The organism is Muricoccus pecuniae, from assembly GCF_014199205.1.
Taxonomy (GTDB): domain Bacteria; phylum Pseudomonadota; class Alphaproteobacteria; order Acetobacterales; family Acetobacteraceae; genus Roseomonas; species Roseomonas pecuniae.
The window spans coordinates 159,498-181,799 of sequence record NZ_JACIJD010000003.1 but is presented as its reverse complement, the minus strand read 5'-3'; the positions used below and the strand labels follow the sequence as shown (position 1 = coordinate 181,799).

Genomic DNA, 22,302 nt, shown 5'->3' with positions numbered 1-22,302 from the left:
AACGCAGCCGATGGCGATGCCCGCCGCCGAGATCGAGGCCCTGATCCGCGCCGCCCTTCCCGACGCGGAGGTGCGGATCGAGGACCTGGCGGGTGACGGCGACCATTACGCCGCCACCGTCATCTCCCCCGCCTTCAAGGGGCTCTCCCGCGTGAAGCAGCACCAGCTCGTCTATGCCGCCCTGCAGGGCCGCATGGGCGGTGCGCTCCACGCCCTCGCCCTCCAGACCTCCGCCCCCGAGTGAAGGGAACCCCCATGTCCGACAATCCCGTCTTCCAGCAGATCAAGTCCGAGATCGACTCCAGCCCCGTGACGCTGTTCATGAAGGGCACGCCGGTCTTCCCGCAGTGCGGCTTCTCCGCGCGGGTCGTGCAGATCCTCTCCCACATGGGCGTGCCGTTCCACGGCGTGAACGTGCTGGCCGATGGCGAGATCCGCGAGGGGATCAAGGCGTATTCCAACTGGCCGACCATCCCGCAGCTCTATGTGAAGGGCGAGTTCGTCGGCGGCTGCGACATCGTGACCGAGATGTTCCAGACCGGCGAGCTGGCCACGCTGCTGACCGAGAACGGCATCCCGCACACCGCGGCGGCGTGAGCAACGCGGCGCCCGGGCCCCAGGAGCCCGGGCCCGCTGCCGAGCCCGGGGTGCCGAAAGGCCTCTCGGGTGCTTCCTGGAAGGTCGCCCTCCTCGTCACCCTGCTGATGCAGACGGTGGCGGCCTTCCTGAACCAGTGCGTGCCGGTGCTCGCCCCGTTGCTGACGGGCAGCGCCGGCCTCCCGCCCGAGGCGGCGGGCCATCTCTCCGCCCTCGGCACGCTGGGCACCCTCGCCTTCCTCATCCCCGGCGGCCCGGTGCTCGCGCGGCTCGGCCCCGTCCGCACGCTGCAGGCCGGCGCCCTTCTCGCGGCGGTGGGGCTGGCGGTGGCGGGGGTGGGCGGGATGCTCGCCCTCGGCCTCTCCGCCTTCCTCGTCGGGCTGGGCTACGGCCCGACGCCCCCGGCCGGCAGCCGCATCCTCTCCGCCACGGCGCCGGCGCGGCATCGCTCCCTCATCTTCTCCATCAAGCAGGCCGGGGCGCCGCTGGGGGGCGTGCTGGCGGGGCTGCTCGTCGCGCCGGTGGCGGCGGCGAAGGGGTGGCCCGCGGCGCTCGCCCTCGCCATCGCCGTCGCCCTCGTCTCCGCGGCGATCATCCAGCCCAGCCGCCGGTCGCTGGACGTGGAGCGGGAGCCCGGCCGGCCGGTGCATCCCCGCGCGCTGTTCGGCCGCCATAACCTCACAGGGCCTTTCGCGGCGCTGCGGCTTCACCCCCTCCTGCCGCCGCTCACCCTGCTCGCCTGCTCGCTGGCCACGGTGCAGGGCTGCTTCTTCGCCTTCGCCGTGACCTGGCTGATCGAGACGCGGCACCTCGACCTCGTCCAGGCCGGCGCGGTCTTCGCGGCCATGCAGGCGGGCGGGGTGCTGGCGCGGGTGGTGCTGGGCTGGATGGCGGACCGCACGGGCAACGCCGCGATGAACCTCATCGGCCAGGGCCTCGGCGGGGCGGCGGTGGTGACGGCCTTCGTCCTGCTGCCGCCGCTCGGCTTCCTGCCCACCCTCCTGCTCGGGCTGCTCGCGGGCTCGCTGGTGGCGAGCTGGAACGGGATCTACCAGGCCGAGGTCGCGCGCCTCTCCCCGCCCGGGCGGGTGGCGGAGGCGACCGCGGGCTCCACCACCCTCTGCTTCCTCGGCTACCTCGTCCCGCCCGCGATCTTCGCGGCGCTGGTGACGGCGACGGGGAGCTGGCTCCTGCCGCAGCTCCTGGCCACCGCCCAGCTCGGGCTGGTGGCGCTGCTGGTCCTGCCGCGGCTGCGGCGGAGGCATTGAGGTGGCCGCGGGCGCGATGCCGGCCCGCGGCCGCCGGGGCTCAGCGCATCGGCAGGGCGTAGAGCAGCCCGCCGCGCGTCCACAGCTCGTTCGGGCCGCGGGCGAGGCCGACCTGCGTCTTCGGCCCCATGTGGCGCTCGTAGATCTCGCCGTAGTTGCCGACGGCCTTGACGATGTTCACCACCCAGTTCGGATCGAGCTTGAGGGACTGGCCCAGCTCCGGCGTCACGCCGAGCAGGCGGCGGGTGTCGGGGTTGGTGGTGGTGCGCTTCACCTCGTCCACATTCGCGCTGGTGACGCCGCTTTCCTCGGCCTGGATCACGGCGTTCACGTACCAGCGCACGAGGTCGTACCACTCGTCGTCCCCGCGGCGGACATAGGGGCCGTAGGGCTCCTTGGAGAAGCGCTCGTCCAGGATCTTCCACTCGGCCGGGTTGGGCATGGTGGAGCGGACGGCAGCGAGCTGGGAGGCATCCGTCCCGAAGGCGTCGCAGCGGTTGGCCTGCAGCGCGTCGGAGGCCTGGTCGTTCCGCTGGAACAGCACGGGGGTGAACTGCAGGTTGTTGCTGCGGAAGTAGTCCGCCGTCACCTGCTCGTTGGTCGTGCCCTGGATGAGGCAGATCGTCGCCCCGCCCATCTCGGAGGCCTTGGTGATGTTCGCGTTGGCGCGGACCATGAAGCCGTGGCCGTCGTAGAAATAGGGCGTGATGGCGCGGAGGCCGAGCGTCACGTCCCGCAGCATCGTGTGCGTGCTCGTGCGGAAGAGCACGTCGATCTCGCCCGAGCTGAGGGCGGTGAAGCGCGTCGAGGAGCTGAGCGGGGTGTAGCGGACCTTGTTCGGGTCGTTGAACAGGGCCACGGCGAGGCCGCGGCAGAGATCGACGTCCAGCCCCTGCCACACGCCGCGGGAATCCGGGATGGCGAAGCCCGCGACGCCGGTGTGGATGCCGCAGACGAGCTGGCCCCGGGCCCGGATGGCGTCCAGGCTGGCGCCGGCCCTGGCAGGTCCGGCCGTGGAGAACAGGGCCGCCGCCGCGGCGACGGTGGCGAGGATCGCGCGCTTCATCATGCTGTCAGGCCTTCGCTGATTCGTAGGGGGAGCGTGCGAAGCGGCGCCAGGGCAAGTCAACCGGCGAGGTGGGACCCCTGGCGGCCGGCGCGGCCATCTGCCCTGCGAAGCGGCAGCCCGCCTCTCGCCGCGCGGAGAAAAGCCCGCCCGGGCGGCGGGATGCCTCAAGTGGTGGCGACTGCGGGCCGGCGCCCCTGCCAGGCGACGGCGAGGACGAGGGCGAGCATCACCGCCGCGGTCAGGGCCGCCGGGATGTTCACCTGGTTCACCCCGAGATTGGCGGCGACCACGCCGATGAAGGCCCAGAGCAGCGCCCCCGCGAACCAGCCGGCATCCCGGCGCAGCAGCCAGGCCAGCGCCGCGGCCGCGCCACCGGCCGCGAGCAGGACCACCACGGCGGCGAGCGTCGCGCCCAGCCCGTGCTCGGGCAGCATCCCGGCCTGGCGCGCGGCGCTGGAGAGGTTCACGAAGCTCGCCGCCGTCAGCCAGCCCGCGAGCAGCCCGGTCAGCGGGGTGACGATCCAGCGCGGCCCCACCCCCGCCTCCGGCGTGTTGCGGGCGAGGAAGAGGGCCGTGAGCGCGCAGGCGAGGCTAACGAGGATGATGGCCAGCAGCCCGAAGCCGACGGAGCCCGTGATCTGGGAGGTGGTCTGCCACAGCGTGTTCGCCGCGAAGCTGCCCGCCAGCGGCCAGCCCGTGCGCCGGGCGAGCGCGCTGTCCCGGTTGGCCGGCAGGAACTGCCAGATCCCATAGGCGGCGGCGAGGGCGAAGATGAGGCCCCAGATCGAGAAGGCGTAGCCCGCCGGCACCACGGGGGTGCGGGAGGCCGCCGAGACGGCCGCCATGGAGGAGCCGATGCCAAGGGCCGGCAGGAAGGCGGTGCCGATCTGCACCCAGGGCAGGATGAGGAGGATGAGGCGGCGGAGCTGGTCCTGCGGCACGGCTGGCGGTTCCCGGAAACAAGGACGGCCGGAGGGTGTTCCCCTCCGGCCGTCCGGGCAACGCCTCAGTGAAGCGGATGGTTCAGCGCGAGTAGAACTCGACGACCAGGTTCGGCTCCATCTGCACGGGATAGGGCACGTCCGACAGCTTGGGGGCGCGCACGAAGCTGCCCTTCATCTGGCGATGGTCGACCTGGATGTACTCGGGCACGTCGCGCTCGCCGGACTGGGCAGCGTCGAGCACGGCGGTCAGGCCCTTGGACTTCTCCTTCACCTCGATGACGTCGCCGTCGCGCACGAGGTAGGAGGGGATGTTCACGCGCTTGCCGTTCACGGTGATATGCCCGTGGTTGACGAACTGGCGCGAGGCGAAGGGGGTGACCGCGAACTTCATGCGGTAGATCACGCAGTCCAGCCGGCGCTCGAGCAGCTCGATCAGGTTCTCGGAGGTGTCGCCCTTACGGCGCACGGCCTCGTCGTAGTACTTGCGGAACTGCTTCTCGCCGATGTTGCCGTAGTAGCCCTTGAGTTTCTGCTTGGCCATCAGCTGGATGCCGAAGTCGGTCGGCTTGTTCTTGCGGCGCTGGCCGTGCTGGCCGGGCCCGTACTCGCGCTTGGCGATCGGGGACTTGGCGCGCCCCCACAGGTTCACGCCCAGGCGGCGGTTGATCTTGTACTTGCTTTCCGCGCGCTTCGTCATGCGGCGGGTCCTTTCGCATCTGTCCGGGCTGGCGGCTGCCCCGGTTGATCCGGTGGCTCGTTGCCCGTGGTGTTGTCCCGGTAGTCCCCTCGCCCTGTGGCGGGGGGCGGGCGCGCGCCGCGAAGGGGGCCGAAGCCCCTGGGCACGTCCACGTTCCCGGGAAGAGCGGGGCCGATAGGCGATCGGGCGGCGCTTGTCAAACTCCTGGTCAAATCCCCCTGGTCAAATCCGGGGGCGCCGCCATAACCCGGGGCATGGGAACACGCGAAGACATCCTCGTCCTCGGCCTCACGGCGGGCGTCATGGGCAGCCTCGTCGGAGGGCTGATGCTGGCCATCGGGCTCGGCATGGTGGCGCAGGGCGTGCACCTCGGCTGGGTGCTGGTCATCCCCGCCGCCCCGATCGCCGGGGTGATCGGGAAGTGGCTGGCCGGGCGGCTGGTCCGGCGCCTCCAGGCCGAGGGGCGGATCTGATCCCCGCCGGGGCATTGTCCCATGTTGCCTGGATGACATAGCCTCCATCCGGGATGGCGCAGCAAGCGCCGCCCTGGAGGAAGTGATGACGTCCAATACCAGGTTGCGCACGGCCATGGCCGGCGCGCTCTCCCTCGCCTTTGCCCTTCCCGCCGCCGCGCAGTCGCCCGCGCCCGCCAGCTCGCCCGCCAGCCCGCCCGCCTGGGCGCAGGGCCGGTCGGAGGCGCAGGCGAATTCCCCCCTCGCCCCCCATGCCCCCCGGCTGACGGCCACGCCCGTCGAGCGCATCCCCGTCGATTCCATCCGCCTGCCCGAGGGCTTCCGCGCGGAGCTCTGGGCCTCCGGCATGCCGGGCGCGCGGATGATGGCGCGCGGGGAGGACGGCACCGTCTATGTCGGCACCCGCACCATCGGCCGCGTCTATGCCGTGAAGGAGGAGAACGGCAGCCGCAGCACGCGCGTCCTGGCCCAGCGGCTGGACAATCCGAACGGCGTCGCGGTCAAGGACGGCTCGCTCTACGTCATCGCGATGAACCGGGTGCTGCGCTACGACAACATCGCGCAGAACCCGAATGCCGAGCCGGTGGAGATGACGCAGGCCTTCGCCCTGCCCACCGAGGCGCATCACGGCTGGAAGTTCGCGGCCTTCGGGCCGGACGGCAAGCTCTACATGAACATCGGCGTGCCCTGTAACGTCTGCACCTTCGACGAGAACCGCCACGCGCTGATCGTGCGCTACAACCCCGACGGCTCGGGGCGCGAGGTGATGGGGCACGGCGTCCGCAACTCGGTCGGCTTCGACTGGCGGCCGGGCACCAACGTCCTCTACGCCAGCAACAACGCGCGCGACTGGGCGGGCAACGACACGCCGGAGGACACGCTGCACCGCCTGTCCCGCCCCGGCGAGCACCACGGCTTCCCCTACTGCTCGGGCGCGGCCTGGCAGGATCCCGGCCATACCGGGCGGAAGTGCTCGGAGTTCCCGGCGCCCGTCGCGCTGCTCGGCCCGCATACGGCGCCGCTCGGCATGCGCTTCTACACCGGCACCATGTTCCCCGAGGCCTATCGCGGGCGGGCCTTCGTCGCGCGCCACGGCTCGTGGAACCGCGACGCGAAGATCGGCTTCGACGTGGTGACGGTGACGCTGAACGCGGACGGGAGCGAGGGGAAGGTCGAGCCCTTCCTGACCGGCCTGCTGGACAGCGGCGCCAACAGCTTCGCCGGCCGCCCGACCGACGTGATGGTGATGCCGGACGGCTCGATGCTCGTCTCTGACGAGCATAACGGCGCGATCTACCGGATCTCCTACGGGCGGTGACGGGATTGCGTGCACTTATCACGGGGCTGGCGCTGATCGCGCCGGCCCTTCTCCTCACCACCGTTTCTCTCCCCGCCCAAGCGCAGGACGCGGCGGTGGCCCGGGGCGCGGCGATCGTCGCGGAGCGCAACTGCGGCGCCTGCCACGGGGAGCGCGGGGTCTCGGCGATCCCGTCCATCCCCTCCCTCGCCGGGCAGCAGCGGGAATTCGTCACGGTGCAGCTCGTGCTCTTCCGGGAAGGGCTGCGGGACGTGCCGGCGATGCAGAAGCCCTCGGAGGGGCTGACGGACGAGCAGGTGGAGGATCTCGGCGCCTATTTCGCCTCCCTCCCCCACTCGCCGCCGCCGGACCGCGCACGGCGGAACGTGGGTGCCTTCAACAACGGGGCGGCGCTTTCGAACCGGCTGCGCTGCGGCGTGTGCCACACGCCGACCCTGGTCGGGCAGAACCAGGTGCCGCACATCGCGGGGCAGCGGGAGGACTTCCTCGCCGCCACGCTGCGCGCCTATCGCGACGGGGTGCGCCACGGGTCGGACACGCAGATGAACGCGGCCGTCTACGGGCTGACGGACGCGCAGCTCGACGCGATCGCGCACTACGTCTCGCAGCGCTGAACCCTAGCCCGCGGTGGCGGCGCCCATCTCCCGATAGGTGAACTCCACCCCCGCCACGGCCGCATCCTGAACCGCGAGGTCCAGCAGGTGGTGGTGGGGGGAATGGGCGCAGGCGGGGTCGGTGGCGGCGGTGTCGCCGGTCAGGGCGAAGGCCTGGCAGCGGCAGCCGCCCCAATCCCTCTCCTTGTGCTCGCAGCCGCGGCAGGGCTCGGGCATCCAGCCCGTGCCGCGGAAGCGCTGGAAGGCCTCGGATTCCGTCCAGATCCAGGCCAGCGAGTGCTCCCGCACATCCGGGAAGTCGAAGCCGGGCAGGCTCTCGGCGGCGTGGCAGGGCAGGGCGCGGCCGGCGGGCGAGACGGCGATGAAGGACCGCCCCCATCCGCCCATGCAGGCCTTGGGGCGCTTGGCGTGGTAGTCCGGCACGACGTAGTCGATCACCAGCCGCCCGCGCAGCCTCTCCCGCGCCTCGGTGACGGTGCGCGTCGCGGCGTCGAGCTGGGCGCGGCTGGGGAGGAGGGCGTCGCGGTTGCGCAGCGCCCAGCCGTAATACTGCACATGCGCCACCTCCAACCGCCCCGCGCCGAGTTCCAGCGCGAGATCGATCAGCCCGCCGAGGCGGTCCAGGTTCTGCCGGTGGACGACGGCGTTGAGGGTGAGCGGCAGGCCCGCCGCCTCCACAGCGCGGGCGAAGTCGAGCTTGCGGGCATGGCCGCCGCGCAGCCCGCCGATGCGGTCGGCCGATCCGGCCTCCGCGTCCTGCACGGAGAGCTGGACATGGTCGAGCCCCGCCGCGGCGAGGGCGCGCAGCCGCTCCGCGTCCAGCGTCACGCCCGAGGTGATGAGGTTGCTGTAGAGCCCGGCGGAGGCGGCATGGGCCACGATCTCCGGCAGGTCCCGCCGGGCCGCCGGCTCCCCGCCGGAGAGGTGGAGCTGCAGCACGCCGAGCGCCGCCGCCTCCCGGAAGACGCGGCCCCAGGTGGCGGCGTCCAGCTCCGCCGAGGCGCGGGAGAGCTCCACGGGATTGGAGCAGTAGGGGCAGCGCAGCGGGCAGCGATGGGTGAGTTCCGCCAGCAGGCCGAGCGGGGGTGGGGGAGCGGTCATGCGGTGACAACGCCCTTGGCCTGCAGGTCGTCCAGCAGGGCGAGCACATCGGCCGCGATCGCCTCGCGCGGGGCGTGATAGCGGGCGGCGAGGTCGTCCACGATGGCGTCCACCCCCCGCGCGCCGTCCAGCAGGCGCAGGACCTCCAGGGCGATCTCGTCCGGCACGAAGAGGCGCTCGGGGCCGACCACCACCCAGCGGCCGCGCGCGGGGTCCTCGCGCAGGCGCATGCCGCGGGCGAAGCGGGGGACGGAGGCGGGGGAGAGGGTCACGGCACGAAGGCGCCGGGCGGCGGCAGGCCCGGGCTGACATAGGCGTGGTGCAGCGCGTCGAGCTGGGCCCAGAGAAGGTCGCACTTGAAGCGCAGCGCGCCGAGCACGGCCTCCTGCTCCTCCCGCGTGCGGGCCTCCCGCGTGACGTAGCCGAGCGCGAATTCCACGTCCTGCGGCGCCTGGGTCAGGCGGGGGGTGAAGTAGGCGAGCGTCGCCTCGTCCACGAAGTCGTAGGCGCGCAGCATCCCGCTCACCCGCTCGGAGATGATGGCGGGGGAGAACATCTCGGTCAGGGAGGAGGCGACGGCCTCCAGCACCGTGCGCTCCCTGACGAAATGCACATAGGCGTCCACGGCGAAGCGGGTGGCGGGCAGCAGGCCGCGCAGGGAGGTGACGTACTCGTCCTCCAGCCCCAGCCCGCGGGTGAGGACCAGCCAGCGCTCGACACCGCCGGGCTTGGTGCCGTCGCCGTCATGGTCCTCCAGCCGGCGCCGCCACTCCCGGCGGAGCGCGGTGCTGGGCAGCCGCGCGAGGAGGGAGGCGTCCTTCGCCGGAATGCTCGCCTGGTAGTAGTAGCGGTTCAGCGCCCAGGCCTGGACCTGCCCCTTGCTCAGCTTCCCCCCGTGCAGCAGCCGGTGGAAAGGGTGGAGGTTGTGGTAGCGCTCGGCGCCGATGGCGCGGAGCTGCGCCTCCAGCTCGGCGGGGGTGAGGAGCGGGGCGCTCAAAGCGTGATCTCCATGCCGTCCTCGGCGACTTCCCAGCCCGCCTCGGCCACCGCCGCGCGCTCGGGGCTGTCCGCCAGCAGGACGGGGTTGGTGTTGTTCAGGTGGACCAGCACCCGGCGGCGCACGCCGAGACCGGCGAAGGCGGCCAGCGTGCCATCCGGGCCGGAGATGGACATATGGCCCATCCGGGCGCCCGTCTTGGGGCCGGCGCGGGCGCGGATCATCTCGTCGTCGCGCCAGAGCGTGCCATCGAAGAGCACGGCGGCGGCACCGCGCAGGCGCTCGCGCAGCGCCTCCGTCATCATCGCGCAGCCCGGGATGAAGAAGGCCTCGGGCCCCTCCCCCGCCCGGATGGAGAGGCCGATCGTCGCCCCCTCCTCCCCCGGCTCGGCCTCGTCGCGGGTCTCCATGAAGAGGGGCACCTTGCCCGGCACGGGAAACGCCTCGACCGTCAGGCCGAGCGGGGCGCCCTCCGCGTCGGCGAGCGGCACGGGCCTGCCCAGCGGCAGCTCCCGGCGGGGTACGATGGCGGGGTTCAGCGCGCCGAAGATCGGGTTGGCGTCCAGCACGGCGAGCGACGGCGCGGTCGCGTGCAGCGCGAAGCGGTGACGCTCCCGCAAGGAGAGCAGCCCGGCCACCGTGTCCACCTCCGCCCCCGTCAGCACGGCGGCGGCGATGGGGGAGTGGCGCACCTCTCCCGGCGCGGGGCGGGGGTGAAGGGCGGGGGTGGCGGCGATCTGGGCCGTCAGCTCCGGCGCGGCATTGACCAGCACCCATCGCTCCCCATCCGCGCTGGCGGCGAGGGAGCACTGGGTCCGGGGCCGCGCCGCCGGGTCGCCGGCACGCGCGCGGAGGCAGCCGGGGCCGGCGGAGTTCCACTGGGGGAAGCCTCCGCCGGCCGCGGCGCCGAGCACGATCAGTCTCAGCATCGCGTCGCGACGCCCCCGCGAGAAAATCCCGAGGGCCGCCGGTGATCAGGCCGGGCGGTCAGACCTCGGCGCAGGCATAGGAGTTGATCTCCATCGCGACGGAGATCTCGACGATCTTGGGGGTCTTCCAGGCCATTTCGGTTCCTCTCGGTTGGGTCGCCATCCGGCGCCGGACGGTATTCCGGCGGATCGGGGGCCCGGCGTCAATCACTCTCTGCGCCGGGCCCTACCCGTCTATCTGGGGATCCACCGACGCCGGTCCACCCCGCGCAATGCGGCCGCGGGACAATTCGGTCACCACCCCGTGCAGCGTCCGCAATTCCTGCTCCGTCACCTCCCCCCGCTGGAAGAGGTGGCGGAGGTTGCGGACCATGCCCGGGCGCTTGGGCAGGTTGTCCAGGAAGCCGCAGGTGTCCAGCTCCCGCACCAGCCGGCCGAGGAAGCCCTCCAGCTCGCCCTTGGTGGCGACCCGCGTCTCGTTCGTCATCAGCGCGCGGGGCGGCGTGGGCTCGGCAGCCATCCACCACTCATAGGCGAGGATCATCACGGCCTGGGCGAGATTCAGGCTCATATGCACGGGGTTGAGGGGATAGCGGACGAGGGTGTCGGCCCGCGCCATGTCCTCGTTCTCCAGCCCCGCGCGCTCCGGCCCGAACAGGATCGCCGCGCGCAGCCCGCCGGAATTGATCTCCCGCAGGTCCTCGGCCGCCGCGCGGGCGGTGCGGACGGGGATGATGACGTGGCGCGGGCGGGGGCAGGTGGCGAAGACGCGCTGGCAGTCGGCCACCGCGTCATCCACCGTGTCGTGGATGGTGGCGGCGTCCAGGATGCGGTCGGCGCCGGACGCCGCGCGCCAGGCGACCTCCTGCGGCCAGCCGTCCCGCGGGGCCACGATGCGGAGGTGGAAGAGGCCGCCATTGGCCATGGCCCGCGCCACGGTGCCGATGTTCTGCGCCATCTGCGGGCGGACGAGGACCACGATGGGGCTCTCGCCCGGCGGGGGTTCCAGGGCGGCGCCGCCCTCTTTGCCAGTCATGCCAGGGGGGATGCCGCATCCCGCCCGCCCGCTGCAAGGGGCGTCACGGCAGGCGCGGGAGCGCGTGGGCGATGGTCCAGACCCCGCTCAGCGCGATGACGGCCACGGAGAGCCAGGGCACGTGCCGCCCCCAATCCGCCAGCCGCGGCGCCGCCTCCCCCGCCACGCGCAGCGCGAGCGAGGCGGCGAGGCCGACGCCGACGAGGACGATCGCCAGCCCCAGGCTGAAGGCCGCGACCGTCGCCACCCCCAGCCCGACCGCCCCGATGTTGAGGCAGAGCGCGAGCACGACGAGGGCCGCCGGACAGGGGATCAGCCCGCCCGAGAGGCCGAAGGCGATGACCTGCGCGTTCGTGGCGCGCGGCGTCTCGGCCGCGCCCGCGTCGCGTCCATGCCCGTGCGCCGCGTGGCCGTGGTCATGGTCATGGTCATGGTCATGGTGATCGTGGTCATGGCCGAAGCCATGCCCGTGGTCGTGGCTGTGCGTGTGCGTCGTGCCGTGGCGCAGCAGGCGCCAGCCCATCCAGGCCGCGACGGCGAGTGCCACCCCGCCTGCCGCGAGGCCGAGATAGGGCTCGTAAGCCTCGGGCAGGATCTCCCGCCCGAGCCAGAGCGCGCCCAGCACCAGCCCCCAGACCACCGCCGAATGCGCGATCGCGGCCGAGGCGCCGAGCAGCACCGCCTGCCCCGGCGTGCCGCGGGTGGCGACGATGAAGCCGGCCATCATGGACTTCGCGTGCCCCGGCTCCAGCGCGTGCAGGGCGCCGAGGAGGAGCGCGGTCGGCAGGTAGAGCCAGGCATGGCCGGAGGCGAGGGCGGCGGCGAAATCGGGCATCCCGGCCTATATCAGTCCCCGCGCGCGCCGTTCACAGGGGCCTCGCGCCCCGCCTCCCACTCCGCGCGCAGGAAGGAGAGGAGCAGGAGGTCCGTGCGCTCCCCGCCGGGGCCGAGATGGGCGCCCCGCAGCCGCCCCTCCTCCGCGAAGCCCAGCGCGGCATAGACGTGGCGGGCACGCGCGTTGCTCGCCAGCACGTGCAGCCAGAGGCGGTGCGCCGCCGTGCCGGTGAAGGCGTGGTCCGCCACGGCGCGGAGGAACCGGGCGCCGAGCCCCCTTCCCGGCTCGGCCATGGCGACGCGCTTGAGGCAGGTGTTGCCATGCGCGTCCGTCAGGTCGGAGAGGATGGCGAAGCCGGCCGGGGCGCTGCCCGCACCGAGCGCGACGAGATAGGCGTGGGAGGGCCCGGCCAGCGCCGCCCCGTGCTCCGCCTCCGTCCAGCGATTGATGAAGGCGTCATGGCCGGGGCTGCGCTCCACGGCCATGACGAAGGGGATGTCCCCCGCCGTCGCGCGGCGGAGGAGGGGACTGACGCGCGATGACGGGCGACCGGGCTCTTGCCGTCCTCCGGGGAGGACGGGACTCACGCGCGGCGACGGGCGACCGGGCCCTTGCCGTCCTCCGGGGAGGACGGGACTCACGCGCGGCGACGGGCGACCGGGCCCTTGCCGTCCTCCGGGGAGGACAGGCCTCACGCGCGGCGCCAGGTGGTCGTGCCCTTGCCGTCCTCCAGCAGGATGCCGCGGGCGGCGAGGTCGGCGCGGATGCGGTCCGCCTCCGCCCAGTCGCGCGCCGCGCGGGCGGCGAGGCGGGCCTGAATGGCCGCCTCGATCTCCGCCTCGTCTCCCGCCCCACCCGCGGTCGTCCCCTGGCGCCAAGCCTGGGGGTCGGAGGGCAGCAGGCCGACCGCGCGGGCCGCGATCCGCAGCGCGGCCCCGGCCTGGCCCGGCCGCGGGTTCCAGCCGCGATCGGCGCGGGAGAGCACGGCGGTCATGGAGCCGCCGACCTGCATCACGTTCTCCAGCGCGCGGAGGTCGCGCAGGCGGGCGATGACGAGGGGCGTGTTCAGGTCGTCGGCCAGCGGCTCCAGCGCCCAGGCGACCATGTCGGCCACCGTCGCGTCACCCTCCTCCGGCACGGGGAGGTCGCGGACGAGAAGGGCATAGTGGTCGTCCAGCTCGGCCCGCGCCTCCTCCAGCCGCTCGGCGGTGTAGTCGAGGGCGGAGCGGTAGTGGGTGCGCAGCAGCAGCAGGCGGAAGGCCTCGCCGGCCCAGGGGCCGCGGGCGAGGATGTCGCGCACGGTGAGGAAGTTGCCGAGCGACTTCGACATCTTCTCCCCGTTCACCAGCAGCATGCCGTTATGCATCCAGAGATGCGCGAAGCGCGTGCCGGGGAAGGCGCAGCAGGACTGCGCCACCTCGTTCTCGTGGTGCGGGAAGATCAGGTCGGCGCCGCCGCCATGGATGTCGATCTCCTCGCCCAGGTTGCGCCAGGCCATGGCGGAGCACTCGATGTGCCAGCCCGGCCGGCCGCGGCCCCAGGGGGAGTCCCAGCCCGGCGTCTCCTCATCGCTCGGCTTCCACAGCACGAAGTCGCCGGGATCGCGCTTGTAGGGCGCGACTTCCACGCGGGCGCCGGCCAGCAGCTCGTCCGGCGTGCGGCCGGAGAGGCGGCCGTATTCGGGATAGGAGGCGACGGAGAAGAGGACGTGCCCATCGGCCTCATAGGCGTGCCCGCCCGCGATCAGCCGCTCGATGATCTCGGTCATCTCCGGGATGCTCGCCGTTGCGCGCGGCTCCACGTCCGGCGGCTCGCAGTTCAGCGCGGCCATGTCGGCGTGGAAGTCGGCGATGGTGCGCGCGGTGATGGCGGCGATGGGCTCGCCCCTCTCCCGGGCGCGCGCGTTGATCTTGTCGTCCACGTCCGTGATGTTGCGGACATAGGTGACGGCCGGGAACTCGCGGCGCAGCAGCCGCGCCAGCACGTCGAAGACGACGACGGGGCGGGCATTGCCGAGATGGGCGAGGTCATAGACCGTCGGCCCGCAGACATAGAGGCGGATGTGGTCCGGGTCGATCGGGGTGAAGGAGACCTTCTCCCGCCGCGCGCTGTCGTGGAACTGGAGTTGCATCTCTCTTAGCCGATCGATCGCCGCAGCCGAACGGCCGCGCGCTCGCGGCCGATCAGGGGCAGGAAGGTCTTGAGGTCGGGGCCGTGCTCCTCGCCCGTCAGGGCGCGGCGCAGCGGAAGGAAGAGCGCCTTGCCCTTGCGGCCCGTCGCGCCGGAGACGGCGGCGGTCCAGCCGGGCCAGGTGGCCTCGTCCCAGGGCTCGGGCGGGAGCGCGTCGAGGGCGGCGCGGAGGAGGTCGCGCTCCTCCGGCTGCTCGGGCACGGTGATGTCGCCGCGCGCGACATCGAACCAGTCCCGCACCTCGGGCAGCAGGTCGAGATTGCCGCGCACGGCGAGCCAGAAGGCCTCGTCCGCCCCCTCGGGCAGGCGCTCGCGCACGGCGGCGAAGTCCAGCCCGTGCAGGTGCTTGCGGTTGAGCGCGAGGAGCTGCTTCGTGTCGAAGCGCGCGGGGGAGTGGGAGACGCGGGTGATGTCCCAGTCCCGGATGAGATCGCGCGGCGTGCCGGCCACGGGATCGCGCGAGGTGCCGAGCGCCGCGAGGTAGCCGGTGATGGCCTCCGGCTCGATCCCGTCGCGCCGGAACTGGCGGAGCGAGATGCTGCCGAGCCGCTTGGAGAGCTGCCCGCCCTCCGCATCCGTCAGCAGCGGCATGTGGGCGAAGTGGATGCGGTTGGGGCGGCCGCTCAGCGCCTCGATGATGTCGATCTGGATGCCCGTGTTGGTGACGTGGTCCTCGCCCCGGATGACGTGGGTGATGCCCGTCTCCAGGTCATCGACGACGGAGGTGAAGGTGTAGAGGAAGGAGCCGTCCGCGCGGATGAGCACGGGGTCCGACAGGCTGGGCAGCTTCACGTTCCGCTCGCCCAGCACCCCGTCCCGCCAGGACACGGTGCGGGTGTTCAGCTTGAAGCGGTAGTAGGGCTGCTTGCCGTTGGCGAGGGCGCGCTCGAGCTGCTCCGCCGTCATCTTCAGCGCGCCGCGGTCGTAGATCGGCGCGCGGCCCTGCTTGCGGCGCTGCTCGCGCTTGAAGTTCAGCTCCTCCTCGCTCTCGAGGCAGGGGTAGAGGAAGCCGGCCTTCTTCAGCTTCTCGGCGGCGGCGGCGTAGCGCTCCAGCCGGTCGGACTGGCGGAAGAACTCGTCCCAGTCGAGGCCGAGCCAGCGGAGATCCTCCTCGATGCCCTGGGCGTATTCGGGCTTGCTGCGCTCGGTGTCCGTGTCGTCCAGGCGGAGGGTGAAGGTGCCGCCGCGCTTGCGCGCCTCCAGCCAGTTGGCGAGCGCCGGGCGCGCGTTGCCGACATGCAGCCAGCCCGTGGGGCTGGGGGCGAAGCGGACCTTCACTCGCCCTCTCCCCCGCCCTCGCCGGGCATGTCCTCGTCCTCGTCCGCCAGGTCCTTGCGGGGGTCGAGGGCGCGCCAGTCGCGCTCGGTGCGGTTGCGCGGCGGCTTGGCGGCGAAAGCGCGGATCTCGGCGCCCGAGGTCCAGTGCTCCCCGTCGAGGTCCAGCGCTTCCGCGTCCTCCCCGAAGGCGAACCAGGCGGCGAGCACGGCTTCCGCGTCCATGCCGGGGCCGCGGCAGCGCTCCACGCTGTCGCGGACGTAGCGGCGGGCGAAGGTGGCGGCGTCGGCCACGGTGGCGAAGCCGCGGATCTCCTCCACGGGCTCGTCGCCGTTGCCGCCCGAGAGGTCCTTGATGCGGACGAAGGGGCCGGTGGGGGCGGGATGGGGCGAGTTGGTCATGGCGCCGGTTCGTCCTCGGTTTCGGTATCGCGCCGGTCCTGGCCGGACGCGCGGGGGCCGAACGCGCGTGGGGCGAGGTTCAGGCCGGGCGGAAGATGGCGGCGCTTGTAATCCTTGCGGGCGAGACTTTGCCAGGGGGTGAGAGATTGGGCGGGCGCCGGGAGGGGCGGGCCGGGTGCCACCGCTGCGGGCGGGAGGCGTTCCGGCGCGGCTGGAACCCCTTCCGCCCCGGCCGGGGAATGGATGCCGCGCCAGGCGGCGAGGTCGCGCCGCAGCGCCGGGGAGAGGTGCCACAGGGGGGCGAAGGCGCTGGGCACCTCGCTCGGCCCGGCGACGAGGGGGAGAAGCCCCTCCGCCTCGGCCAGGGCGTCGAGGGCGAGGCGGCGCAGGTGGCGGAGCGCCACATCCTCCCGCAGTCCCAGCGCCGCGGAGAGGGCAGCGGCGGCGGGGGCGAGGTCGGGCGCGCGCGCGGGGAGGCCGAGGTTCCGGGCGAGCGGCGCGGCCTCCCCCTCCATCAGCAGAGGGCGGAGATCGGCGGCGGGGAAGGCCTCGGCCGCGAGGGCGGCGAGGAGGGCGGCATCGGCGCCGCGTTCCAGCGGCAGGAGGATGCCGGCGGGCGCGTGGCGCGCCGCGTGGTCGCGCAGGGCGAGGAGAAGGGCGCGCCAGATCCGCTCCGCCTCCGGCATCGGCGCGGGGGCGAGCACGGGGAGGCAGCGCCAGGACGCGCCGTCCCGCACCCATTCGGTGAGGATGACGCCTTCCTCGAAGGGCCGCGCGCGAAGGGCCGGGGCGCGGTCCGCGTTCAGGACGAGCGCCGAGCCGTCATGCGCGCTCTCCCCCTCCGCACCGAGGCGGTTGAGCAGGACCAGGGGCAGCCCGTTCTCCACCACCCGGGCGAGGGCGGATTGCAGCACGCGCTCCTCGCCCCCCGTCTCGACGGGAAGGGAATCGGCGGCGAGCAGAATCTCTGCCCCCGTCTCGGCCAGGGTCTCGGCCACCATCGGCCCGCGCCAGTCGCGCCCGGCCATGAGGCCGAGGCGGATCTCGCCGAAGCCGAGGGGGCCCGGCACGGGGCCGGGATCGAAGCCGGGGCGGAGCTCGTGCGCCGCGCGGCGGGTGCGGACGGCGCCGCCCTCCAGCAGGTGCAGCCCCTCCCGCAGCCGGTCGCCCTCCCGCCACGGGGCGCCGAGGATGAGGGGCGGGCCGGGCTCGGCGGCGAGCCCGTCGAGCGCGACACCCAGCGCGGCGGCGAAAGCGGGATCGGCGGCGAGTTCCGCCGGAACGGCCCCGGAGAGCGAGTGCTCGGGCGCGAGGACGAGATCGGCGCCGAGGGAGGCGGCCCGGAGCCGCAGGGCGCGCAGCCGGGCGGCATTCGCCTCCGGCTCCGCCATGCGCGGGTTCATCCGGGCGAGGGCGAGGCGGAAGGTTCCGGTCATGGCCGGCGGCGGCGCGGCGGGTGGCCGCGCCCCCTCCCCTACCGGCGTTCGCGCAGGAGGAACTCGCGCCCGACCTTCACGCGGGGCACGCCGTCATAGGCGATGATGTCGGCCGTGGCGTAGGTCTCGCCCCAGGAATCCGGGATGAAGCTGCCCGTGCCGATCACGTCCATCGGCGCCCGCGCCTGGGCCATTACGCGGCACTTCGCCACGCCGAAGCCGGAGGAGGCGATGATCCGCACGCGCGGGAACCCCGCCTCGTCCAGCGCCTCGCGCATGCGCCAGATGGCGGCGGCCGAAACCCCGGTGCCGACGAGGTGGCGCAGCTCGCTCTCGCTGCGGTAGCGGCGGATGGCGCCCGGCGCGTGGCGCTCGATCACCGCGTAGGATTGCGCGGGGTCCAGCCCCTCCAGGAAGCGCCCGCCATGCGTGTCCAGCCGCACCGCGACGCGGCCGGCGGCGGCGAGATCGGGGAAGTGGCGGCACACGGCCAGGCCGTCCGTCACCTCCTGGCCGAAATAGTCGGTCAGGACGGTGAGGTTGAGGTCGGGGAAGGTCTCGTGGAACATCTCCGCCGCGCGGAGGGTGGAGCCGGCATAGCCGATGAGGGCGTGCGGCATGGTGCCCGCGCCGCGCACGGCGCCGTAGTAGTGGGAGGTCGCGTCGTTCGCGTTGCCGACGAAGCCGCGCGCCCCTTCCCGCTTGGCCGCGTTGCCGCCGACCGAGGCGGCATAGGCCATCAGCTCCTGCATCTCCGCCCCCGCGCAGTGGCGCGCCTCCATGGCGAGGAAATCGACATGGGGAAGTTCCAGGCACATCTGATAGGCGTTGTGCGCCGCCACACAGGCCGCGCCGAGCTTCTGCAGCAGCAGCGTCTCCAGGTCCGCCAGCTGGATGAAGGAGCCGGTGACGTAGACGATGGGCTCGCCCGCGCCGACCCAGGTGCCCTCCTCGTGCATCAGCTCGATGTCGAGCGCCGCGCCGCGCTCGGCCGCGACGCGGCGCAGCCAGTCCAGCATCAGCCCGGGCGCCGAGACGACGGGGCGGCGCAGGAAGATGGCGTAGGTGACGCGCTTGTCGCCGAAACGCTGCACCACGGCCTTCGTGCGCTTGAAGTAGACGTCGGTGCGGGCGGCGATGTCGGCTTCGAGCGGGGTGGTCATTGCGCGGCCTGCAGGCGGATGTCGGTGGCGCGGCGGGACTTCAGTTCCTCCGCCACGAGGAAGGCGAGTTCCAGCGACTGCTCGGCGTTCAGCCGGGGATCGCAGAAGGTGGCGTAGTTGCCCGAGAGGTCCGCCTCCGTCAGCCGGTGCGCGCCGCCCAGGCACTCCGTCACGTCGCGGCCCGTCATCTCCACATGGACGCCGCCGGGATTGGTGCCCTCGGCGTGGTGAATGTCGAAGAAGGCACGCACCTCCTGCAGGATCGCGTCGAAGGAGCGGGTCTTGTAGCGCCCCGCGCTGTGGGTGTTCCCGTGCATGGGATCGGTGAGCCAGGTGACCACGCGCCCCTCGTCCCGGATCGCGCGGATGAGCGGCGGCAGCTTCTCCTCGATCCCCTTCGCGCCCATGCGGGCGATGAGGGTGAGACGGCCGGGCGTGTTGTTCGGATTCAGCCGCTCGGTCAGGCGGAGCAGATCACTGATCTCAGTCGTCGGCCCGACCTTCAGCCCGACCGGGTTCGCGACGCCGGAGAGGAACTCCACATGCGCGCCGTCCGGCTGGCGCGTGCGGTCGCCGATCCAGAGGAAGTGGGCGGAGCAGGCGTAGTGGCGGCGCGGATGGGTGGAGGGCTCGCGCGTCATCGCCTCCTCGAAGGGAAGCAGCAGCGCCTCGTGGGAGGTGTAGAACTCCGTCTCCCGGATCTGCGGCGCGGTGATGCTGTTCATGCCGCAGGCGGCCATGAAGCGCAGCGTCTCGTCGATGCGCTGGGCGATGTCCGCGTAGCGGTCGGCGAGCGGGGAGCGCGCGACGAAGCCGAGGTTCCAGCGATGCACCTCGTGCAGGTCGGCGAAGCCGCCCGTGGCGAAGGCGCGCAGCAGGTTCAGCGTGGCGGCCGATTGCAGGTAGGCGAACTCCATCCGCCCGGGGTCGGGGGTACGAGCGGCGTCGGTGAAGTCGGAACCGTTGATGATGTCCCCGCGATAGGAGGGAAGCGTCTGGCCGCCCGCCGTCTCCGTGTCGCTGGAGCGGGGCTTGGCGAACTGGCCGGCCATGCGGCCGAGCTTCACCACGGGCAGCCCGCCGCCGAAGGTGAGGACCACCGCCATCTGCAGCAGCACGCGGAAGGTGTCGCGGATCGTGTTGGCGTGGAAGTCCGCGAAGCTCTCGGCGCAATCCCCGCCCTGGAGGACGAAGGCCTTCCCCTCACCCGCCTGGGCCAGGGCATGGGTCAGCCGGTCGCACTCGCCGGCGAAGACGAGCGGGGGAAATCGGGCGAGCTTCTCCTCCATGGCGCGCAGGGCGGCGCCGTCCGGATAGGACGGGACCTGGCGGATCGGCATGTCGCGCCAGGAGGCGGGGTGCCAGGAGGAGGTGGGCATGGAGTTGACGTGTCCAGTGTGGTCAGGCGCGCCCTCTCGCGGGGCGGTCGGGCACCATAGCGGGGGAAGTCGGGGGGGCAAGCACTAGCTGGCCCGGCCGTCGCGGCGCCCCTGGCGGGATGGGTGGTCAAGCATGGCGGCCACCCCCAGATGAACGCTTCTTCATCCCTTGCGGAGGGCGTCGTGAACAGACGGGCAGTCCTGGGCGGAGCGGCGGCGGCGATGGTCGCCGGAGGCGCGGCCGCGCATCACGGCTGGAGCTGGGCGGAGGCGGAGCAGGTGGAGCTCTCCGGCACGATCCGGGAGGTGACAATCGCCCCGCCCCACCCCGTGCTGCGGGTGGAGACGCCCAATGACGGCGTCTGGACGGTCGAGCTGGGCAACCCTTCCCAGACCAGCAGGGCCGGCTTCGTCGAGGGCGTGGCGCGTCCGGGCGATCGGATCACCGCCCTCGGCAACCGCGCGGAGAACCGGAGCGAGCGCCGGATGAAGGCCGTGCGCGTCACCGTCGGTGACCGCCGCCACGACATCTATCCCGAGCGCATCCGAGGCGGCTGATCGGGTTGGACCCGCTCGCGGCGCTGGCCGGGTGGCCCGTGGCGGCGGCGCTGCGGCGCTCGGCGGTCCTCTATCCCCTGGTAAACGCGGCGCACATCCTGGGGATCGGGCTGCTGGTCGGGGCGATCTTCACCCTGGATGCGCGGGTGCTCGGCGCCTTCTCCCGCGCGCCGCTGGCCGCGCTCGGGCCGCCGCTCGTGCGGGTGGCGGCGCTCGGCCTCGCCGCGGCGGCCGCGACGGGCCTCCTCCTCTTCAGCGTGCGGCCGGCGGAGTACCTGGCCAACCCGGCCTTCCAGGTGAAGCTCGGGCTCATCCTGCTGGGCTTGGCGAATGTGCTGGCCCTGAAGCTCGGGGCGGGGTGGCGCCGCGCCCTCGCCGGGGAGGCGCCAGCGCCGTCCGTCCGCGTGGCGGCCCTGGCCTCCCTGCTGCTCTGGACCGGGGCGGTGCTCGCCGGGCGCTGGATCGGCTTCCTCGGCTAGAGCATTTTCAAGCCGGGTGGAATCACCCGGCGGCTCGGAAAATGCGACAAAGCAGGAAGCTAGAGCGGTTGCCGTGAGCCACGGCGAACGGAAACCGCTCTAGGCGGCCGGCTCAGGCCGCCTTCGCCGCCCCCTCCCCCACGCGCCGGGTCGCCACCCGCATCGTCACCCACTCCTCCGCGGCCGTGGGGTGGATGCCGATGGTCGCGTCGAACTGCGCCTTGGTCAGCCCGTTCACCACGGCCACCGCGACCCCCTGCATCATCTCCGGCGCGTCCTCCCCCATCATATGGGCGCCCAGGATCACGCCCGTGCCGGCCTCCACCACCAGCTTCATCAGGGTCTTGCGGCCCGCGCGGCGGGTGATGGTGTGGCGCATGGGGGTGAAGCGGGTGGTGTAGATCTCGGCGGGGCCGCGCAGCGCCGCCTCCTCCTCCGACAGCCCGACGCTCGCGATGGGGGGCGCGGTGAAGACGGCCTTGGGCACGTTCTCGTAGGAGGCGCGGCGGGGCTTCAGGCCGAAGAAGCTGTCCGCCATGGCGTGCCCGACGGCGGTGGCCATGGGTGTCAGGTTCACCCGGTCCGTCACGTCGCCGATGGCGTAGATGTGGGGGATGTTGGTGGCGTGGTCGTCATCCACCGCGATGGCGGCGCCCTCGCGGCAGTTGATGCCCGCGGCGTCGAGGTTCAGCCCGCGGGTGGCCGGCTTGCGGCCGGTGGCGAAGAGGACGATGTCGGATTCCACCACCCGCCCGGAGGCCATGCGGGTGACGCGGGTCTCCCCTTCCAGGGTGATCGCGACCGGCGTCTCCCCGGGCAGGACCGTGATGCCGTCGGCCGCGAGGGATTCGGCCGCCATCTCCCGGATCTCATGGTCGAAGCCGCGCAGCGGCAGGGACTGGCGGAAGGCGAGCGTCACCTCGGAGCCGAGGCCGTGCAGCAGGGCGGAGAACTCGCAGCCGATATAGCCGCCGCCCACGATCAGCACGCGGCGCGGCCGCTCCTTCAGGGTGAAGAGGTCGTCGGAGATGAGGGCGAGGTCGGCCCCCGGGATCTCGGGCCGGACGGGGGTGCCGCCCACGGCGATCACGATGCGCGCCGCGCTCACCACCCGCTCGCCCAGGCGAACCTCGTGCGGCCCGACGAACTGGGCGTAACACTCGAAGACCTCGGCGCCGACGCCGGCCAGCATGCGGCTGTAGATGCCCGACAGCCGGGCCACCTCCATGTCACGGACGCGGACGAGGGTGGGCCAGTCGTGCTCGGGCTTGTCGAGGTTCTTCCAGCCGAAGGCGGCGGCGTCCTCGGCCCAGGCGCCGTACTCGGCGGCCTGGACCATGATCTTCTTCGGCACGCAGCCCACGTTCACGCAGGTGCCGCCCCAGAACCGGGCCTCGGCGATCCCCACCTTCGCCCCGTGGGTGGCGGAGATCCTGGCCAGCCGCACGCCGGCGCTGCCGCCGCCGATGACGAAGAGGTCGAAGTCGTAGGGGTGGGAGGCGCTCATGCCCGGGAAAATCGGGGCTCGACGCCGAGGGCGCAA

Annotated in this window: 26 protein-coding genes; 8 read left to right on the top strand and 18 right to left on the bottom strand. The window is 72.9% G+C overall.

What is annotated here, in order from left to right; translation table 11 throughout:
* The first annotated feature begins 10 nt into the window (after positions 1 to 10).
* Genes FHS87_RS04595 through FHS87_RS04585 form a run of 3 tightly spaced genes read left to right on the top strand, consistent with a single transcriptional unit; the run spans position 11 to position 1,865 of the window.
* Entirely contained in the window at positions 11 to 244 is a 234-nt protein-coding gene (locus FHS87_RS04595; protein ID WP_184514368.1) for a BolA family protein, read from the top strand.
* 11 nt (positions 245 to 255) lie between these two features.
* The gene (gene grxD, locus FHS87_RS04590) at positions 256 to 597 is read left to right on the top strand and encodes a Grx4 family monothiol glutaredoxin (protein ID WP_184514366.1); all 342 of its coding nucleotides are present in this window, start codon (positions 256 to 258) and stop codon (positions 595 to 597) included.
* A gap of 50 nt (positions 598 to 647) precedes the next feature.
* Positions 648 to 1,865, top strand: a complete 1,218-nt coding sequence (locus FHS87_RS04585) for an MFS transporter (protein WP_184514364.1) — start codon at positions 648 to 650, stop codon at positions 1,863 to 1,865.
* 40 nt (positions 1,866 to 1,905) lie between these two features.
* Here FHS87_RS04585 and FHS87_RS04580 read toward each other — a convergent pair whose 3' ends face one another.
* The 3 genes from FHS87_RS04580 to rpsD all read right to left on the bottom strand — a co-directional run bounded on the left by FHS87_RS04580 (position 1,906) and on the right by rpsD (position 4,575).
* A complete protein-coding gene (locus FHS87_RS04580; protein WP_312861876.1) occupies positions 1,906 to 2,934 on the bottom strand; it encodes an amino acid ABC transporter substrate-binding protein in 1,029 nt (342 codons plus the stop codon).
* A gap of 164 nt (positions 2,935 to 3,098) precedes the next feature.
* The gene (locus FHS87_RS04575) at positions 3,099 to 3,875 is read right to left on the bottom strand and encodes a hypothetical protein (protein ID WP_184514362.1); all 777 of its coding nucleotides are present in this window, start codon (positions 3,873 to 3,875) and stop codon (positions 3,099 to 3,101) included.
* Positions 3,876 to 3,957: 82 nt separating this feature from the next.
* The gene (rpsD, locus tag FHS87_RS04570; RefSeq protein ID WP_184514360.1) at positions 3,958 to 4,575 is read right to left on the bottom strand and encodes a 30S ribosomal protein S4; all 618 of its coding nucleotides are present in this window, start codon (positions 4,573 to 4,575) and stop codon (positions 3,958 to 3,960) included.
* A 254-nt stretch (positions 4,576 to 4,829) separates the two neighbouring features.
* On the opposite strand from rpsD, the gene FHS87_RS04565 reads away from it, so the two are divergent.
* The 3 genes from FHS87_RS04565 (at position 4,830) to FHS87_RS04555 (ending at position 6,980) form a co-directional block, all read left to right on the top strand.
* On the top strand, positions 4,830 to 5,048 hold the full coding sequence (locus FHS87_RS04565) for a hypothetical protein (RefSeq protein WP_184514358.1): 219 nt from the start codon (positions 4,830 to 4,832) through the stop codon (positions 5,046 to 5,048).
* A gap of 85 nt (positions 5,049 to 5,133) precedes the next feature.
* Entirely contained in the window at positions 5,134 to 6,366 is a 1,233-nt protein-coding gene (locus FHS87_RS04560; RefSeq protein ID WP_221299527.1) for a PQQ-dependent sugar dehydrogenase, read from the top strand.
* 5 nt (positions 6,367 to 6,371) lie between these two features.
* On the top strand, positions 6,372 to 6,980 hold the full coding sequence (locus FHS87_RS04555) for a c-type cytochrome (protein WP_184514356.1): 609 nt from the start codon (positions 6,372 to 6,374) through the stop codon (positions 6,978 to 6,980).
* A gap of 3 nt (positions 6,981 to 6,983) precedes the next feature.
* Here the strand turns inward: FHS87_RS04555 and pqqE are convergent, their stop codons facing one another.
* From pqqE to FHS87_RS04485, 14 genes are all read right to left on the bottom strand, one after another.
* Positions 6,984 to 8,081 carry a pyrroloquinoline quinone biosynthesis protein PqqE gene (gene pqqE / locus FHS87_RS04550; protein ID WP_184514354.1) on the bottom strand — a complete coding sequence of 366 codons (1,098 nt, stop codon included), beginning with the start codon at positions 8,079 to 8,081 and terminating at the stop codon, positions 6,984 to 6,986.
* Positions 8,078 to 8,353, bottom strand: coding sequence for a pyrroloquinoline quinone biosynthesis peptide chaperone PqqD (gene pqqD, locus FHS87_RS04545; protein ID WP_184514351.1), 276 nt, complete (start codon positions 8,351 to 8,353; stop codon positions 8,078 to 8,080). Before pqqD ends, pqqE begins: the two co-directional genes overlap by 4 nt.
* Positions 8,350 to 9,078: a pyrroloquinoline-quinone synthase PqqC gene (gene pqqC, locus FHS87_RS04540; protein WP_184514349.1), complete on the bottom strand. Its 729-nt coding sequence runs from the start codon at positions 9,076 to 9,078 to the stop codon at positions 8,350 to 8,352. The genes pqqD and pqqC overlap by 4 nt, the downstream gene beginning before the upstream one ends.
* Positions 9,075 to 10,007, bottom strand: coding sequence for a pyrroloquinoline quinone biosynthesis protein PqqB (gene pqqB, locus FHS87_RS04535; protein WP_184514347.1), 933 nt, complete (start codon positions 10,005 to 10,007; stop codon positions 9,075 to 9,077). Before pqqB ends, pqqC begins: the two co-directional genes overlap by 4 nt.
* 58 nt (positions 10,008 to 10,065) lie before the next feature.
* Positions 10,066 to 10,170, bottom strand: a complete 105-nt coding sequence (gene pqqA / locus FHS87_RS04530; RefSeq protein ID WP_221299526.1) for a pyrroloquinoline quinone precursor peptide PqqA — start codon at positions 10,168 to 10,170, stop codon at positions 10,066 to 10,068.
* A 63-nt stretch (positions 10,171 to 10,233) separates the two neighbouring features.
* A complete protein-coding gene (locus FHS87_RS04525; RefSeq protein WP_184514345.1) occupies positions 10,234 to 11,043 on the bottom strand; it encodes an RNA methyltransferase in 810 nt (269 codons plus the stop codon).
* A 43-nt stretch (positions 11,044 to 11,086) separates the two neighbouring features.
* Entirely contained in the window at positions 11,087 to 11,878 is a 792-nt protein-coding gene (locus FHS87_RS04520; protein WP_184514343.1) for a nickel/cobalt efflux transporter, read from the bottom strand.
* A gap of 11 nt (positions 11,879 to 11,889) precedes the next feature.
* Entirely contained in the window at positions 11,890 to 12,363 is a 474-nt protein-coding gene (locus tag FHS87_RS04515; RefSeq protein ID WP_184514340.1) for a GNAT family N-acetyltransferase, read from the bottom strand.
* A gap of 206 nt (positions 12,364 to 12,569) precedes the next feature.
* The gene (gene cysS, locus FHS87_RS04510; RefSeq protein WP_184514338.1) at positions 12,570 to 14,009 is read right to left on the bottom strand and encodes a cysteine--tRNA ligase; all 1,440 of its coding nucleotides are present in this window, start codon (positions 14,007 to 14,009) and stop codon (positions 12,570 to 12,572) included.
* A 5-nt stretch (positions 14,010 to 14,014) separates the two neighbouring features.
* Positions 14,015 to 15,346 (bottom strand): glutamate--tRNA ligase, encoded by a 1,332-nt coding sequence (gltX, locus tag FHS87_RS04505; protein WP_184514336.1) that lies wholly within the window; start codon positions 15,344 to 15,346, stop codon positions 14,015 to 14,017.
* Positions 15,343 to 15,744: a hypothetical protein gene (locus FHS87_RS04500; RefSeq protein WP_184514334.1), complete on the bottom strand. Its 402-nt coding sequence runs from the start codon at positions 15,742 to 15,744 to the stop codon at positions 15,343 to 15,345. Before FHS87_RS04500 ends, gltX begins: the two co-directional genes overlap by 4 nt.
* Positions 15,741 to 17,180 carry a nitrilase-related carbon-nitrogen hydrolase gene (locus FHS87_RS04495; protein WP_184514332.1) on the bottom strand — a complete coding sequence of 480 codons (1,440 nt, stop codon included), beginning with the start codon at positions 17,178 to 17,180 and terminating at the stop codon, positions 15,741 to 15,743. Before FHS87_RS04495 ends, FHS87_RS04500 begins: the two co-directional genes overlap by 4 nt.
* Positions 17,181 to 17,218: 38 nt before the next feature.
* Positions 17,219 to 18,343 carry a beta/alpha barrel domain-containing protein gene (locus tag FHS87_RS04490; RefSeq protein WP_184514330.1) on the bottom strand — a complete coding sequence of 375 codons (1,125 nt, stop codon included), beginning with the start codon at positions 18,341 to 18,343 and terminating at the stop codon, positions 17,219 to 17,221.
* Positions 18,340 to 19,722: a class II 3-deoxy-7-phosphoheptulonate synthase gene (locus FHS87_RS04485; RefSeq protein ID WP_184514328.1), complete on the bottom strand. Its 1,383-nt coding sequence runs from the start codon at positions 19,720 to 19,722 to the stop codon at positions 18,340 to 18,342. Before FHS87_RS04485 ends, FHS87_RS04490 begins: the two co-directional genes overlap by 4 nt.
* A gap of 183 nt (positions 19,723 to 19,905) precedes the next feature.
* Here FHS87_RS04485 and FHS87_RS04480 point away from each other — a divergent pair, with 183 nt between their 5' ends.
* Together FHS87_RS04480 and FHS87_RS04475 are read left to right on the top strand one after the other, a co-directional pair.
* Positions 19,906 to 20,280 (top strand): DUF6152 family protein, encoded by a 375-nt coding sequence (locus tag FHS87_RS04480; protein WP_312861875.1) that lies wholly within the window; start codon positions 19,906 to 19,908, stop codon positions 20,278 to 20,280.
* A gap of 5 nt (positions 20,281 to 20,285) precedes the next feature.
* Positions 20,286 to 20,759: a DUF2214 domain-containing protein gene (locus FHS87_RS04475; protein WP_184514326.1), complete on the top strand. Its 474-nt coding sequence runs from the start codon at positions 20,286 to 20,288 to the stop codon at positions 20,757 to 20,759.
* A 112-nt stretch (positions 20,760 to 20,871) separates the two neighbouring features.
* On the opposite strand, the gene gorA is transcribed toward FHS87_RS04475, so the two are convergent.
* Entirely contained in the window at positions 20,872 to 22,266 is a 1,395-nt protein-coding gene (gorA, locus tag FHS87_RS04470; RefSeq protein WP_184514324.1) for a glutathione-disulfide reductase, read from the bottom strand.
* Positions 22,267 to 22,302 lie beyond the last annotated feature (36 nt).